The following is a 15945-nucleotide window of genomic DNA, read 5'->3' on the forward strand; positions in this document are numbered from 1 at the left end:
TGATTGAGTTATAGGTGTGTTTTACAAGATTTTTTCCTCGAAAAATCAACTTAATAATGTTGTTGATGTGTCGGGGTAGTTAGATTGTTATGGGGTTTAGTGTGTTTTCTTTACAGGCGTGTTTATCAAGTATTGTTGAAAAGAATTAGCGCTGGCGAGTGGGCCATTGATTTGAGAATTTCAACGGCCTGCCAATGGACTGGTCAGCGTTGGTGTTTTTCATACATGGACGAATGGCTCTTCACTGTTCAGAGTATTCATCGTCATGCACTTTCCTGTCAGGCAAACGTCACAACCATTCACTGCGCACCCGCTGCATTCACTCTTGTCAGCTTCTGATAACGACGCCTTGTACTGGACAAGCAATAAGCAGTCGTTCGACACCGCGCAGGCGGCCAAACATATCACTCGAGGTAACTTCAAGTTTCATGATCGGGACCGGGATAATAAAGTCGTGGTGGGCTTTAGTTTTTCCGGGAGCTTTACCTCGGCCCAGAAAGAGCGCGCCAGGCAGGCATTGAAGGCCTATGCCGATGTCGCCAACATCTCCTTTGTCGAAAACAGTGCCCCTACGGATGGCGGCATAGTCATCAGGGGCGTGCCGGGTTCCTGGTCAGGCTGGGCGGCCTATCCCAATCAGTACCAGTCAAACGTAACGGCGAATGTGGGGACGGGAGGCGCAGCTGCCAACCCTGAAATGGGCAGTCATTTCTTGTCTTTGTTGGTCCATGAGTTGGGGCATACCTTGGGCCTGGAACATCCGGGCAATTACAACGGTGGCGGCACATACGAGGCCAATGCCGATTATGCGCAGGACACCAAGGCCCGCAGTGTCATGAGCTATTGGTCGGAGCGCAAACAACCGGGGCATGACTTCAACGAACAGCAACCCGCTGCCCCCATGATGGACGACATCGCCGCGCTCCAGCGCTTGTACGGAGCGAATACGCGCACCCGTGCCACCGACACCGTCTATGGGTTCAATTCCAACACCGAGCGTGAGCACTACAGCCTCAGGAGCGCCCGCGACAAGCCCGTGTTCAGCGTCTGGGATGGCGGTGGTGAGGACACCCTGGATTTCTCCGGCTTTGCCGATAAACAAAACATCAACCTCAATGCCGAAGCGTTTTCGGATGTGGGTGGGCTGCGGGGGAATGTGTCGATCGCCAAGGGGGTGATCGTGGAGAACGCCATTGGCGGTTCCAACAGCGATGTGTTGACGGGTAACGGCGCCAATAACCGCTTGAAAGGGGCTGGCGGCAGCGACACGTTGCGCGGCGGTGCCGGCGCCGACACATTCGTGTACGCCCGCGTCAGCGACTCAACACCCCAGGCTCCCGATTTTATTCAGGACTTCACCAGCGGTAGCGACAAAATCGATGTGGCCGGCGTACTGCGCGAGGCAGGGCTCACGTCGCTGAACTTCATGGATAGCTTCAGCGGGCGTGCCGGCGACGCGGTGCTCAGTCATGGCACCACAACCGGGCGGTCCACACTGGCCGTGGATACCACGGGCAACGGCACGGCTGACCTGCTGATCAGCAGCCATGGTCAAATCAAACAGGAGGATGTGATCTGGAGCGGTAACGGGGAGCCCGCAGCCGTGATGCCCGATCAGACGGCTGAGCTCACGCCGGAGCCGGAGCCGGACCCGGATCCTGCGCCTGACTCAACTTCACAGCCGGATCCGAATACGACGCCTGGGCCTGCGTCTTGGTTTGGTGAGCGGGTGGGCAAACAGATAGCTTCAGGAATCTCGCTTTTCGCGAACTGGTTATCCGGATGGTTCAGGTGAGTTCAAGATTTATCCAATAAGCCCACCGAATCCTCACGGGAAACACTCAGAAAACGCAGCAATGCCACCAACGGGAATGCACTACCCACCAGCATCACACCCAGCCAGCCGCCGTGTTCATACACGCTGCTGGCAATCGCCGAGCCGAATGCGCCGCCGATGAAGATGCTGGTCATGTACAGCGCGTTCAGGCGGCTGCGGCTGTTGGCGTCGAGGGCGTAGATCGCGCGCTGGCCGAGCACCATGTTCATCTGCACGCAGAAGTCCAGGACCACGCCGGTCACGGCCAGGCCGATCACGCTGTATAACGGATGCACGAAGGCCGGCAGGAAGCTCAACGCGGCGAATAACATGGCCAGCAGCGAAGCGCGATGGGTGTGACCGGCATCGGCCAGGCGACCGGCGATGGGTGCGGCAATGGCACCCAGCGCACCGACCAGGGCAAACAGGGCGATCTCGCTTTGGCTCAGGCCGTGGTTACGCGCCAGTTCCAGTGGAGCGGCGGTCCAGAACAGGCTGAAGGTGGCGAACATGCAGCCCTGGTAGAACGCCCGTTGACGCAGCACCGGTTGTTCACGCAGCAAGGTGCCGAGGGAGCGCAGCAGTTGGCCATAGCTGGCAGAGTGATCCGGCTGACGCTTGGGAATGGTCAGCATCAACACCACACTGATAAACGCCATCAACGCCGCCGCCGCCATGAACATCGCACGCCAGCCGAAGTGGTCCGCGACCACGCTGGACACCGGCCGTGCCAGCAGGATGCCGAGCAGCAGGCCACCCATGATGCTGCCGACCACACGGCCCCGTGATTCGGCGGGCGCCAGGTGCGCAGCCAACGGAATCAGGATCTGCACCGACACCGAACTGAAGCCGATCAGCAGCGACACCAGCAGGAACAGGTTCGGCTGCTCGGTGACCGCTGCGCCCAGCAGGCTGGCGATAGCGATGACGGTGGTGGCGATCATCAGTTTGCGGTTTTCCAGCAAGTCGCCCAGGGGCACCAGGAAAAACAGCCCCAGGGCGTAGCCGATTTGCGTCAGCGAGACGATCAGGCTGGCCATGGCCGGCGTAAGGCCGATGTCCGGCGCGATCAGCTCGATGATGGGTTGCGCGTAGTAGATGTTGGCAACGATGGCGCCGCAGCAAAACGCAAACAGCATCACCATGCTCCGGGTCATGGTGCTTGTAGCGTGGGAAGTAGCGTTCATGGTGTTCTCATAAAAGCGAAGGAAGTGGGGCGAGCCTAAAGACAACACCGTAGCCCGGGTAGGCCGCTGGCAGTGATAACACTCATGCCCGGTAATGATGAGTGAATCGTTAACTTTCTGCGCGAAGGCTGATGATACATTCAGGCACCACTGCCGAAACAGGAAATCCATTGCAATGAAGATCACGTTGAACAAGATGCTCCTGGCTTCCACGCTCGCCGCCGCCATGGCCGTGGGCCTGGCCCAGGCTGCCGAAGCCCCGCGAGTGGGCGTGCGCGGCGCCATTACGGCGATGGACGGCGATGCGATGCACGTCAAGGTCAACAGCGGCGAGGAGGTTGTCGTGCACTTGACCCAAGACACCCAGGTGCGTGCGGTCACCCTGGCCAAAATTGATGAAATCAAACCGGGCAGCTACATCGGCTCGGCCGCCATGCCCAACGACGACGGCAGCCTGACCGCGCTGGAAGTGCACGTGTTCCCGCCGGCCATGGCCGGCACGGGCGACGGGCATCGTGCATTTGATTTGAAAGAAGGCAGCAGCATGACCAACGGCACCGTCGGCGACCTGGTGGTGAGCAACGGGCGCACGCTGACGGTGAAATACAAAGGCGGCGAGCAGAAGATCGTGGTGCCGGAAGATGTGCCGATCGTGAACCTGGAGCCGGGTGACCGCAGCTTGCTCAAGCCGGGGGTAAAGGTGGTGCTGTTTGCCGCGCAGGGCGCGGATGGGACGATCACGGCCCAGGCGATCTCCGCCGGTAAGGATGGCGTGACACCACCGATGTAACGGCCAAATACAGAGCCAAATGTGGGAGGGGGCTTGCCCCCGATAGCAGTGTGTCAGCCAGCGGATAAACCGGCTGATACACCGCCATCGGGGGCAAGCCCCTCTCCACATTTATCAATTACTGGCCGCTGTAGATCTGGTCGAATACCCCACCGTCATTGAAGTGGGTCTTCTGCACGGTGCGCCAGTCACCAAAGGTCTTCTCCACCGACAGGAAGTCGACTTTCGGGAAGCGGTCGGTGTACTTGGCCAACACTGCCGGATCACGCGGGCGCAGGTAATTGTTGGCCGCGATTTCCTGGCCTTCCGGCGACCACAGGTACTTCAGGTAGTCTTCGGCGGCCACGCGGGTGCCTTTCTTCTCGACCACTTTGTCGACCACCGACACCGGTGGCTCGGCTTCGGCGGAGACGCTTGGGTAGATCACTTCGAATTGATCACGGCCGAATTCACGGGCGATCATCTCGGCTTCGTTCTCGAAGGTCACCAGCACGTCGCCGATCTGGTTGGTCATGAACGTGGTGGTGGCGGCACGGCCACCGGTGTCCAGTACCGGGGCTTGTTTGAACAGCTTGCCGACAAAGGCTTTGGCTTTGTTTTCGTCGCCGCCGTTCTTCAGCACATAGCCCCAGGCCGACAGGTAGGTGTAGCGCCCGTTACCCGAGGTTTTCGGGTTGGGCACGATCACCTGCACGCCATCTTTCAACAGGTCTGGCCAGTCTTTCAGGGCTTTCGGGTTGCCCTTGCGCACGATGAAAACGGTGGCCGAGGTGAACGGCGCGCTGTTGTTCGGCAGGCGGGTGACCCAGTTGTCCGGCACCAGTTTGCCGTTGTCGACCAGGGCGTTGATGTCGGTGGCCATGTTCATGGTGATCACGTCGGCGGGCAGGCCGTCGATGACCGAACGCGCTTGCTTGCTCGAGCCACCGAAGGACATCTGCAGGGTCAGCTTGTCGTTCGGGTGCTCGGCTTCCCAGTGCTTCTGGAACGCCGCGTTGTAGTCCTTGTAGAAGTCGCGCATCACGTCGTAGGAGACGTTGAGCAGTGTGACGGGGGCAGCCTGGACGGCGCCCGCCAGGGCAAGGCCGGCGGCCAGAAGGGAGGCGCTAACGAGTTTTTTCACTGCTCATTCCTTGTTGTTCGAGAAGGTTGCTGATTGAGTGGGGGCAATTTGCCAGCGACTATAGCTGGCGTCGCATAGACGCTTAAAGATTAAAACGAACTTTGCTTATTCCACTTTCTTGAAAAGATTACTGCCGCAGCGTGAACAGAATGCAGCGTTCGGCTCATGGCTGTCTTTCTTGCACACCGGGCAGTCATGGTGCAATTGCTCACCGCGCATGGCACTGGCCAGTTCGGCGGTGAAAATACCGGTGGGCACGGCGATGATCGAATAACCGGTGATCATCACCAGGGACGAAATCACCTGGCCCAGCGGGGTCTTGGGCACGATATCGCCAAAGCCCACCGTCGTCAGGGTCACGATGGCCCAGTAGATGCCCTTGGGAATACTGGTAAAACCGTGCTCCGGGCCTTCGATCACGTACATCAAGGTGCCGAACACCGTCACCAGGGTGCACACGCTGACCAGGAACACCACGATCTTCTGCTTGCTGCCGCGCAGCGCCGCCATCAGGTAGTTGGCCTGCTTGAGGTAGGGGCTGAGCTTGAGCACGCGGAAAATCCGCAGCATGCGGATGATGCGGATGATCAACAGGTACTGTGCATCGCTGTAGTACAGCGCGAGGATGCCGGGCACGATGGCGAGCAGATCCACCAGCCCATAAAAGCTGAAGGCGTAGCGCAGGGGTTTGGGCGAACAGTACAGCCGCAGCCCGTACTCGATCAGGAAGATAAGGGTGAAGCCCCACTCGATATACGCCAGCACGTCAGCGTAGTTCTGGTGGATCTGGTCGATGCTGTCGAGCATCACGATCACCAGGCTGGCGAGGATGATCAGCAGCAGGATGCCGTCAAAGCGCCGCCCGGCGACCGTGTCACTTTGAAAAACCATGACGTAGAGCCGCTGGCGCCAGTCGTTGTTGCTGTCCATAAAGCCCGCCTGAATCGAATATCGAGCAAGCCTAGGGTGATTCGAAGGGGCTGTCCATGCGAGGTTTCTGCAGCACTCGAGCAGCGGCGCGCACCAGCCAGCAGGCGAGGATGAACGGCGCGGTCAACGCGGGCAGGTGCAGGGCGGCAAAGCCCGGTGTAAGGAGGATCGCCAGCAGGATGCCGAGCAGCGGCAGCCAGGGTTGGCGACGCACCTGGCTCAATGCCACAGCCGCCAACGCCGGGTTGTAGCTGTGCAGGCCGAGGAGGGCACTGGCGGGTTCGTCCAGCCACAGCGCGAGCAGCACACCGACGCTGGCGCCGATCAGCGCCCATACCGCGGCACGGCGGTTGGCCAGCCACAGGCCGAGTGCAATCAGCGCACCCGCCAACGGTTGATCCAGCAGCATGACCTGCGCGAGCCCGGTAAAAGGCGCGGTGAGGATAGCCAAGGTGTCGGGTTCGCTCAGGGCAAACGTGTTCTCCGGCACCGTGCCCAGCAACAACCAGCCCAGGCCGACAAAAGGCACGGTGTAAGCGGGCAAGTCATTGGGCTGGTCGGCGTGTTTCAACCATTGCCGTGTCAACATCGCCGCCAGTCCGCCGCACGCAAGGATCAGCGGCGGCAGCAACGCCGACCAGGCGAAGTGCTGGCTGATCAATAAGCCCAGCAGCACGCCGTTGTAGCTGTAAAGGCCGGCCTGGCGTTCGGCCTTGGGATAACCGCGACGCTGGGCCGTGAGCAATCCCGCCACGCCACCCAGCAACGCTCCGCCGAACCAGGCCGGGGCGCCGATCAGGATGGCCAGCAGGCACAGCAGGCCGCACAGCGGCTGGCGCTGCAGGAAGATCTGGCTGAAACCGTTGAGCAGGGCTTCGGCCCAGTCGGGGCAGGATGGGTTGTGCATGGTGGTTAGTCAGTGGGACCGAGTCGTTCCCATCGGGGGCAAGCCCCCTCCCACACTTGATTGGGTTCACAGATTCAAATGTGGGAGGGGGCTTGCCCCCGATGAGGGCCTTGCAGACGCTAAATCAACGTCTCGATACGCAGCGAGTTGGTCGACCCCGGCTGCCCGAACGGCACTCCCGCGGTAATCACCAACGTATCCCCGCGCTCCGCCATGCCCTGTGCCTGGGCAATCTCCAGCGCCGTGGAACACACCTCATCCACCTGGCGCAGGCGGTCATTGACCACCGAATGTACGCCCCATGCCACGCTCAAGCGCCGCGCCGTGGACAGGTTCGGCGTGAGGTTGAGGATCGGTGCCACCGGCCGCTCCCTGGCTGCGCGCAGGCTGGAACTGCCCGACTCGCTATAGTTCACCAGCACCGCCACCGGCAGGATGCTGCTGATGCGGCGGATCGCGCAGCTGATGGCGTCCGACACCGTGGCATCCGCCTTGGGTCGGTTGACGTCGAGTTGGGTCTGGTAGTCCGGGCCGTTCTCCACCTGACGGATGATCTTGCTCATCATCTGCACGGCTTCCAGCGGGTACTCGCCGGACGCCGTTTCCGCCGACAGCATCACCGCGTCCGTGCCTTCGGCCACGGCGTTGGCGACATCGGTGACTTCGGCACGGGTCGGCGCCGGCGAGAAGCGCATCGACTCCAGCATCTGCGTGGCCACCACCACCGGTTTACCCAGTTGGCGGCAGATACGGATGATGTCTTTCTGGATCTGCGGCACGCTCTCGGCCGGCACTTCCACGCCCAAGTCGCCCCGTGCCACCATGATTGCATCGCTCAGTTCAGCGATTTCCCGCAGGCGCTGCACGGCCGAAGGTTTCTCGATCTTGGCCATCAGGAAGGCCTTGTCGCCGATCAGCTCGCGGGCTTCGCGAATGTCTTCCGGGCGCTGCACGAACGACAGCGCCACCCAGTCCACGCCCAGTTCCAGGCCGAAGGTCAGGTCGCGCCGATCCTTGGCGGTCAACGGGCTGAGTTCCAACAAAGCCTGTGGGACGTTCACGCCTTTGCGGTCCGATAATTCGCCGCCATTGAGCACGGTGGTGTCGATGGCGTCGGCATGCTTGGTGATGACCCGCAGGCGCAGCTTGCCGTCATCCAGCAGCAGGTCCATCCCCGGCTCCAGCGCCGCGATGATTTCCGGGTGGGGCAGGTTGACCCGGCGCTGGTCGCCCGGCGTCGGGTCCAGGTCCAGGCGCAGGGCCTGGCCGCGCACCAGTTGCACCTTGCCCTCGGCAAAGCGCCCAACGCGCAGCTTCGGCCCTTGCAGGTCCATGAGGATGCCCAACGGGTAGTTCAGCTGGCGCTCCACCTGGCGGATCCACTGGTAGCGCTGGGCATGGTCGGCATGATCGCCGTGGCTGAAATTGAGCCGGAAGATATTCACCCCGGCTTCCACCAGTTCGCGGATGTCGTCGATACCGTCGGTGGCCGGGCCCAGGGTAGCGAGGATTTTGACCTTCTTGTCAGGCGTCATGGTGGGCAGTCTCAAGGATCAGGATGGCGCGGAAATCGTTGACGTTGGTGCGCGTCGGCTCGGTGACGATCAACCCGTCGAGGGCAGCGAAATAGCCGTAGCCGTTGTTGTTATCCAGCTCATCGCTGGCCGACAGGCCGAGGGCTTCGGCGCGGCGGTAGCTGCACGGGGTCATGAGGGCGCCGGCGTTGTCTTCCGAACCGTCGATGCCGTCGGTGTCACCGGCCAGGGCATACACGCCGGGCAGGCCCTTGAGGCTGTCGGTGAGGCTCAGCAGGAACTCCGCGTTACGCCCGCCACGGCCAGTGCCGCGCACGGTGACGGTGGTTTCGCCACCGGAGAGGATCACGCATGGCGCCGCCAGCGGCTGGCCGTGTTGCACGATCTGTCGGGCGATACCGGCGTGCACCTTGGCCACGTCCCGCGCTTCGCCTTCCAGGTCGCCAAGGATCAACGGGCTGAACCCGGCCTGGCGCACTTTCACCGCCACGGCTTCGAGGGATTGCTGCGGGCGGGCGACCAATTGGAAGTGGCTGCGCGAGAGCACCGGGTCGCCGGGCTTGACGGTTTCCGAGGCCGGGTTTTGCAGCCAATTGCGCACCGAGGCGGGAGCGTCGATGTGGTAGCGCTTGAGGATTGCCAGGGCCTGTTGCGAGGTGCTCGGGTCGCCGACCGTCGGGCCGGAGGCTATCACCGTGGCCTGGTCGCCCGGCACATCGGAAATCGCATAGGTGTAGACCGTCGCCGGCCATGCCGCTTTCGCCAGTCGGCCGCCCTTGATCGCCGAGAGGTGCTTGCGCACGCAATTCATCTCGCCAATGGTCGCGCCGGATTTGAGCAGGGCTTTGTTGATGGCCTGTTTGTCGGCCAGGGTGATGCCTTCGGCGGGCAGGGCCAGCAAAGCGGAGCCGCCGCCCGAAAGCAGGAAGATCACGCGGTCGTCTTCGCCGAGGTTGCTGATCAGTGCCAGCACCCGCTGGGCCACGGCCAGGCCGGCGGCATCGGGCACCGGGTGAGCGGCTTCGACCACTTCGATTTTTTTGCAGGGGGCGCCATGGCCGTAACGGGTGACCACCAGGCCGCTGACTTCGCCTTGCCAGCAGTTCTCCACGACCAGTGCCATGGCGGCGGCGGCCTTGCCGGCGCCGATCACGATCACGCGGCCGCTGCGGTCGGCGGGCAGGTAGGGTTCAAGCACTTGCCGGGGGTGTGCGGCGTCGATGGCTGTGGCAAACAGCTCGCGAAGCAGGTGTTGCGGATCGACCGACATAAGCGGGCTCCCGGGGATTTTTGTTATTAGAGGTGTTTCAATTTCAGGTTTGGAATGGCGTCAAATTGCGGGAGGGGCGGTGCGACGATTCGACTTGCCCCCGATGGCATTCTTTCATTCAACATTTTTGTCGGTTGATACACCGCTATCGGGGGCAAGTCGAATCGTCGCACCGCCCCTCCCACATTTGACTGCAGCTCATCAGGGGTTATTTATCGCGAATCGAGAAATTCGCCATGTGCTCCAGGCCCTTGATCAGCGCCGAGTGGTCCCAGTTGCCGCCGCCAATCGCGGTGCAGGTGCTGAACACTTGCTGGGTGCCGGCGGTGTTCGGCAGGTTGATCCCCAGCTCCTTGGCCCCGGCCAGTGCCAGGTTGAGGTCCTTCTGGTGCAGGTTGATGCGAAAGCCCGGATCAAAGGTGCCCTTGATCATGCGTTCGCCATGCACTTCGAGGATCTTCGACGAGGCAAAACCGCCCATCAGCGCTTCACGCACCTTGGCCGGGTCGGCACCGTTCTTGGAGGCGAACAGCAGGGCTTCGGCCACCGCCTGGATATTCAGCGCGACGATGATCTGGTTGGCCACCTTGGCGGTCTGGCCGTCGCCATTGCCGCCCACCAACGTGATGTTCTTGCCCATGGCCTGGAACAGCGGCAAGGCGCGCTCAAAGGTCTGCGGCTCGCCACCGATCATGATGCTCAGGGTGCCGGCCTTGGCGCCAACTTCACCACCGGACACGGGCGCGTCCAGGTACTGCGCGCCGGTTTCGTTGATCTTCGCGGCAAACGCCTTAGTGGCGGTGGGGGAGATCGAGCTCATGTCGATCACTACCTTGTTTGGCGACAGGCCCGCAGCCACGCCATCTTTGCGGAACAGCACGTCGTCGACCTGCGGGGTGTCCGGCACCATCACGATGATGAACTCGGCTTCCTGAGCCACCTGTTGGGGGTTGGCCAGGGCGACGGCGCCATCGTCGACCAGCGCTTGCGGCGCCTTGCCATGGTGTTCGGACAGGAACAGTTGGTGACCCGCTTTCTGCAGGTTCGCGGCCATGGGTTGGCCCATGATGCCGGTGCCGATGAATCCGATTTTAGCCATGAAAAAATCCTCTTTTTATTACACCGCAAGTCCACTGTGGGAGGGGGCTTGCCCCCGATGACGGTGTGTCAGATAAACAGTGCTGACAGACCCATCGCGATCGGGAGCAAGCCCCCTCCCACATGGAGTTTGCGTGGTGTTTGTTAGATCGCGTTGTGGGTCTTCAACCAACCCAAACCCGCTTCGGTAGTGGTCAACGGCTTGTATTCACAGCCGACCCAGCCCGTGTAGCCGATGCGGTCCAGATGTTCGAACAGGAAGCGGTAGTTGATCTCACCGGTGCCTGGCTCGTTGCGCCCCGGGTTGTCCGCCAGCTGGATGTGGTTGATCTCGCCCAGGTGCGCAGCCATGGTGCGGGCCAGGTCGCCTTCCATGATTTGCATGTGGTAGATGTCGTACTGCAGAAAAAGGTTGTCACTGCCCACCTGTTCGCGAATCGACAGGGCCTGTGCCGTGTTGTTCAAGTAGAAGCCTGGAATGTCGCGGGTATTGATCGCTTCCATCACCAGTTTGATGCCCACCGCTTGCAGTTTTTCAGCGGCGTACTTGAGGTTGGCGACGAAAGTTTTTTCCAGGGTTTCGTCATCAACGCCTTGTGGCCGGATGCCTGCCAGGCAGTTGATCTGGGTATTACCCAGCACTTGGGCATAGGCGATGGCCAGCTTGACCCCGGCGCGGAATTCCTCGACCCGGTCCGGGTGGCACGCCAGGCCGCGCTCGCCCTTGGCCCAGTCACCGGCCGGCAGGTTGAACAGCACCTGGGTCAGGCCATTGGCGTCGAGTTGTGCCTTGATTTCAGCCGAGCTGAATTCGTAAGGGAACAGGTACTCGACCCCTTGGAACCCGGCATCGGCGGCGGCTTTGAACCGGGCAAGAAAGTCCTGTTCGGTAAACAGCATGGACAGGTTGGCGGCGAAACGCGGCATAGGGTTCTCCTTAATCGAGCAGGGAAATGGCAGTCGGCGCGTCGTTGCCGACCAGGGCCAGATCTTCGAATTCGTTGACGGAGTTGATCTCGGTGCCCATCGAAATATTGGTCACGCGCTCCAGAATAATCTCAACGATCACCGGCACCTTGAATTCTTCGATCATTGCCTCGGCACGGCGCAGGGCCGGCGCGATCTGGCCTGGCTCGAACACACGCAGGGCCTTGCAACCCAGGCCTTCGGCGACGGCCACGTGGTCTACGCCGTAACCGTTGAGTTCCGGCGCGTTGAGATTATCGAAGGACAGTTGCACGCAGTAGTCCATTTCAAACCCGCGCTGGGCCTGGCGGATCAAGCCCAGGTAGGAGTTGTTCACCACCACATGGATGTACGGCAGCTTGAACTGCGCGCCCACGGCCAGCTCCTCGATCATGAACTGGAAGTCGTAGTCACCGGACAGCGCCACCACCTTGCGGCTCGGGTCGGCCTTGACCACGCCGAGGGCGGCGGGGATGGTCCAGCCCAACGGGCCGGCCTGGCCGCAGTTGATCCAGTGGCGTGGTTTGTACACGTGCAGGAACTGCGCGCCGGCAATCTGCGACAGGCCGATGGTGCTGACGTAGCAGGTGTCTTTGCCGAACACCTGGTTCATTTCTTCATAGACGCGCTGTGGCTTGACCGGCACGTTGTCGAAGTGAGTCTTGCGGTGCAGGGTGGCCTTGCGCTGCTGGCAGTCGTGCAGCCAGGCACTGCGATCCTTGAGTTTGCCGGCAGCTTTCCATTCGCGGGCCACTTCAATGAACATCGTCAGGGCGGAACCGGCGTCGGAAACGATGCCCAGGTCCGGGGTGAACACGCGGCCAATCTGCGTCGGCTCGATGTCGACGTGAATGAACTTGCGACCCTCGGTGTACACCTCCACCGAACCGGTGTGGCGGTTGGCCCAGCGGTTACCGATGCCCAGCACCACGTCCGATTTGAGCATCGTCGCGTTCCCATAGCGGTGGGAGGTTTGCAGGCCGACCATGCCGACCATTTGCGGGTGATCGTCCGGGATGGTGCCCCAGCCCATCAGGGTCGGGATGACTGGGATGCCGGTCAACTCAGCGAACTCCACCAGCAGCTCGCTGGCATCGGCGTTGATCACGCCACCGCCACTCACCATCAGCGGGCGCTCGGCCTGGTCCAGCAGGGCCAGGGCTTTTTCCACCTGCACGCGGGTGGCCAAAGGCTTGGCCAGGGGCAGCGGCTGGTAGGCGTCGATGTCGAATTCGATCTCGGCCATCTGCACATCGAAGGGCAGGTCGATCAGCACCGGGCCGGGGCGGCCGGAGCGCATTTCATAGAAAGCTTTCTGGAAGGCATACGGCACTTGGCCGGGCTCCAGGACAGTGGTCGCCCACTTGGTCACCGGCTTGACGATGCTGGTGATGTCCACGGCCTGGAAATCTTCCTTGTGCATGCGGGCGCGGGGCGCTTGCCCGGTGATGCACAGGATCGGGATGGAGTCCGCCGAGGCGCTGTAGAGACCAGTGACCATGTCGGTGCCCGCCGGGCCCGACGTGCCGATGCACACGCCGATATTGCCGGCCTTGGTGCGGGTGTAGCCCTCGGCCATGTGGGAGGCGCCTTCAACGTGGCGAGCAAGGACGTGATCGATGCCACCCACCTTCTGCAAGGCCGAATACAGCGGGTTGATCGCGGCGCCTGGGATACCGAAGGCGGTGTCTACGCCTTCACGGCGCATGACGAGGACGGCGGCTTCGATTGCTCTCATTTTGCTCATGATTTTGGTGCCTCTTGCGTTTTGTAATTGTATACAAGTGGTGTCTGTCCAAAGTGTATTCACGGCGGGCTGCGCAGGTCAATGCATTTTATAAACTGGCCTTTGCGTTCGTCGGAACGGCTTTTTTCGACGTGTGGAGCCTTTGTGCGAAAATATTGTATACAAAAAATAAAGTCATTGTGTTCTATTTGTTGGATCGAGCATCTGATCATTCAGACCTCCACCGCTTTCCCAATAACAAAAGAAGGACGGCACCATGAGCGCTTTAACCTTGAAAATTGCCACCCAACTGGCCAGTCAGGCCCTTGCTGCAGGGCGCACCAACGCGGCTGCGCCACTGACCATCGCGGTACTCGACAGCGGTGGCCACCTGATTACCCTGCAACGGGAGGATGGTGCCAGCCTGCTGCGCCCGCAGATCGCCATCGGCAAGGCCTGGGGCGCGATTGCCCTGGGCAAGGGGTCACGCCTGCTGGCGCTGGACGCGCAGCAACGGCCGGCGTTTATCGCTGCGTTGAACAGCCTGGGGCAGGGCAGCGTAGTGCCGGCGCCGGGTGGGGTGTTGATTCGGAATCAGGAAGGCGTGGTGCTGGGGGCGATCGGCATCAGTGGGGATACGTCGGATATTGATGAGCAGTGTGCGATCACGGCGATCGAAGGGGTGGGGTTGATGGCGGATGCCGGGGTGTCTGCTTGATGCTTCGTTGACTGTTCGGGCCTCATCGGGGGCAAGTCGAATCGTCGCACCGCCCCTCCCACACTTGAATTGTGAACAGCATTAAATGTGGGAGGGGGCTTGCCCCCGATTGGCACAGACACCACAGCCTGTCAGTCCGGCTCACAGCCCTTGAGTACCAACCGGATGATCGTCTGTGCCGCGGCTTCGTAATCGGCCTCATCCAACTTGGCCTTCCCGGTCACTGCCGAGATCTGCCAGTCAAAGTCCGCGTAGGTCTGCGTGGCCGCCCAGATGCTGAACATCAAGTGATTGGGGTCAATCGCCGCGATCAGGCCGCGATCCACCCAATCCTGGATGCACGTAATGTTGTGCTTGGCCTGGGCGTTCAACTGCTCGACCTGATCAGCGCTCAGGTGCGGGGCGCCGTGCATGATTTCGCTGGCGAACACCTTGGAGGCAAACGGCAGGTCACGGGAGATGCGGATTTTCGAACGGATGTAGTTGCTCAGCACTTCCTTGGGGTCGCCCTGCGGATTGAATGGCGTGGACGCCGCCAGGATCGGCTCGATGATGCTCTCGAGCACCTCGCGGTAGAGGTTGTCCTTGGACTTGAAGTAGTAGTAGACGTTGGGCTTGGGCAGCCCGGCCTTGGCGGCGATGTCGCTGGTTTTGGTCGCGGCGAAGCCCTTGTCGGCAAACTCCTCGCTCGCCGCCCGCAGGATCTTTTCTTTGTTGCGCTCGCGAATGGTGCTCATAAACCAGAGGGTTCCTTGCCAAGACTGGCGGTTGCGCATGGTAGCACCGGCCATCCGCGAGCCTCAACAATCTGCCCGTCGGGCCTTGCGCCGCGCTATGCTCGCGCCATCTCACTCTTACGGAAGCCCGATTCATGGCAGGAAGCAGCTTGTTGGTATTGATCGACGATATCGCCGCGGTACTCGATGACGTTGCCCTGATGACCAAAATGGCGGCGAAGAAGACCGCCGGGGTGCTGGGCGATGACCTTGCACTCAATGCCCAGCAGGTCTCGGGGGTGCGTGCGGAGCGGGAAATTCCCGTGGTGTGGGCGGTGGCCAAGGGCTCCTTCGTCAACAAGTTGATCCTGGTGCCAGCGGCTTTATTGATCAGCGCGTTTGCACCGTGGGCGGTGACGCCGTTGTTGATGCTCGGCGGTGCCTACCTGTGTTTCGAAGGGTTCGAGAAGCTGGCGCATAAATTCCTGCACAGCCAGGACGAAGACCATGCGCAACATGTGCAATTGGTCGAGGCGGTCTCGGACCCGGCAACCGACTTGGTGGCCTTCGAAAAGGACAAGATCAAAGGCGCTATCCGTACCGACTTCATCCTCTCCGCCGAAATCATCGCCATCACCCTCGGCACCGTGGCCGATGCGCCCTTGATGCAGCAGGTGATCGTGCTGTCCGGCATTGCCATCGTTATGACCGTGGGTGTCTACGGGCTGGTGGCCGGCATCGTCAAGCTGGATGACCTGGGCCTGTGGCTCACTCAGAAGCCTGGCCAGGCGGCACGCAGCGTCGGCGGCGCCATCCTGCGCGCGGCGCCGTACATGATGAAGAGCCTGTCGGTGATCGGTACGGCGGCGATGTTCCTGGTGGGCGGCGGGATTCTCACCCACGGCGTGCCGGTGGTGCATCACTGGATCGAGACGGTCAGCCAGGGCGCAGGCGGGGTGGCGTGGTTGGTGCCGACGCTGCTGAATGGGGTGGCGGGGGTTGTTGCAGGGGCGGTGGTGTTGGTCGTCGTGCGAGTATTTGGCAGAGTCTGGCGAGCCGTTAAGCGCTGATTAGTTCGCATCGAATACAGACTGAAAAGTTATTTAAGCTTAATCCTACAGTTCGGTTTTCAAGGCATTTATAGGATGCATCGCGTGCCTTCC

At 61.3% G+C, this 15945-nt stretch carries 14 protein-coding genes; 4 read left to right on the forward strand and 10 right to left on the reverse strand.

Annotation, left to right across the window (positions count from 1 at the left end; all coding sequences use genetic code 11):
* The first annotated feature begins 325 nt into the window (after positions 1-325).
* Entirely contained in the window at positions 326-1795 is a 1470-nt protein-coding gene (locus ACZ445_RS08930; RefSeq protein ID WP_240164137.1) for a M10 family metallopeptidase C-terminal domain-containing protein, read from the forward strand.
* A 2-nt stretch (positions 1796-1797) separates the two neighbouring features.
* Here ACZ445_RS08930 and ACZ445_RS08935 read toward each other — a convergent pair whose 3' ends face one another.
* The gene (locus ACZ445_RS08935) at positions 1798-3003 is read right to left on the reverse strand and encodes an MFS transporter (protein WP_058427908.1); all 1206 of its coding nucleotides are present in this window, start codon (positions 3001-3003) and stop codon (positions 1798-1800) included.
* A gap of 175 nt (positions 3004-3178) precedes the next feature.
* Between ACZ445_RS08935 and ACZ445_RS08940 the strand changes: the two genes are divergently transcribed.
* Positions 3179-3793 (forward strand): DUF5666 domain-containing protein, encoded by a 615-nt coding sequence (locus ACZ445_RS08940; protein WP_058427907.1) that lies wholly within the window; start codon positions 3179-3181, stop codon positions 3791-3793.
* A gap of 118 nt (positions 3794-3911) precedes the next feature.
* Here ACZ445_RS08940 and ACZ445_RS08945 read toward each other — a convergent pair whose 3' ends face one another.
* The 8 genes from ACZ445_RS08945 to gcl all read right to left on the reverse strand — a co-directional run bounded on the left by ACZ445_RS08945 (position 3912) and on the right by gcl (position 13369).
* A complete protein-coding gene (locus ACZ445_RS08945) occupies positions 3912-4916 on the reverse strand; it encodes a sulfate ABC transporter substrate-binding protein (RefSeq protein WP_058427906.1) in 1005 nt (334 codons plus the stop codon).
* Positions 4917-5021: 105 nt separating this feature from the next.
* Positions 5022-5846 carry an ion transporter gene (locus tag ACZ445_RS08950; protein WP_179029633.1) on the reverse strand — a complete coding sequence of 275 codons (825 nt, stop codon included), beginning with the start codon at positions 5844-5846 and terminating at the stop codon, positions 5022-5024.
* A gap of 31 nt (positions 5847-5877) precedes the next feature.
* Positions 5878-6753: an urea transporter gene (locus ACZ445_RS08955; RefSeq protein WP_464708218.1), complete on the reverse strand. Its 876-nt coding sequence runs from the start codon at positions 6751-6753 to the stop codon at positions 5878-5880.
* Positions 6754-6872: 119 nt separating this feature from the next.
* A complete protein-coding gene (gene pyk / locus ACZ445_RS08960; RefSeq protein ID WP_464708219.1) occupies positions 6873-8288 on the reverse strand; it encodes a pyruvate kinase in 1416 nt (471 codons plus the stop codon).
* The gene (locus tag ACZ445_RS08965) at positions 8278-9558 is read right to left on the reverse strand and encodes a glycerate kinase type-2 family protein (protein WP_179030476.1); all 1281 of its coding nucleotides are present in this window, start codon (positions 9556-9558) and stop codon (positions 8278-8280) included. The genes pyk and ACZ445_RS08965 overlap by 11 nt, the downstream gene beginning before the upstream one ends.
* Before the next feature lie 208 nt (positions 9559-9766).
* Positions 9767-10657: a 2-hydroxy-3-oxopropionate reductase gene (locus ACZ445_RS08970; protein WP_058427901.1), complete on the reverse strand. Its 891-nt coding sequence runs from the start codon at positions 10655-10657 to the stop codon at positions 9767-9769.
* A 143-nt stretch (positions 10658-10800) separates the two neighbouring features.
* Positions 10801-11583 (reverse strand): hydroxypyruvate isomerase, encoded by a 783-nt coding sequence (gene hyi, locus ACZ445_RS08975; protein ID WP_058427900.1) that lies wholly within the window; start codon positions 11581-11583, stop codon positions 10801-10803.
* A gap of 10 nt (positions 11584-11593) precedes the next feature.
* Complete coding sequence (gcl, locus tag ACZ445_RS08980; RefSeq protein ID WP_464705052.1) at positions 11594-13369, reverse strand: glyoxylate carboligase; 1776 nt, start codon at positions 13367-13369, stop codon at positions 11594-11596.
* Positions 13370-13625: 256 nt separating this feature from the next.
* Here gcl and ACZ445_RS08985 point away from each other — a divergent pair, with 256 nt between their 5' ends.
* Positions 13626-14066: a GlcG/HbpS family heme-binding protein gene (locus ACZ445_RS08985; RefSeq protein WP_179030483.1), complete on the forward strand. Its 441-nt coding sequence runs from the start codon at positions 13626-13628 to the stop codon at positions 14064-14066.
* Between the two features lie 131 nt (positions 14067-14197).
* Here ACZ445_RS08985 and ACZ445_RS08990 read toward each other — a convergent pair whose 3' ends face one another.
* Positions 14198-14803 (reverse strand): TetR/AcrR family transcriptional regulator, encoded by a 606-nt coding sequence (locus ACZ445_RS08990; RefSeq protein ID WP_058427897.1) that lies wholly within the window; start codon positions 14801-14803, stop codon positions 14198-14200.
* Positions 14804-14937: 134 nt separating this feature from the next.
* Here ACZ445_RS08990 and ACZ445_RS08995 point away from each other — a divergent pair, with 134 nt between their 5' ends.
* Positions 14938-15852 (forward strand): DUF808 domain-containing protein, encoded by a 915-nt coding sequence (locus tag ACZ445_RS08995; protein ID WP_179030068.1) that lies wholly within the window; start codon positions 14938-14940, stop codon positions 15850-15852.
* Positions 15853-15945: the final 93 nt, after the last annotated feature.

This window comes from Pseudomonas allii (genome assembly GCF_055380095.1).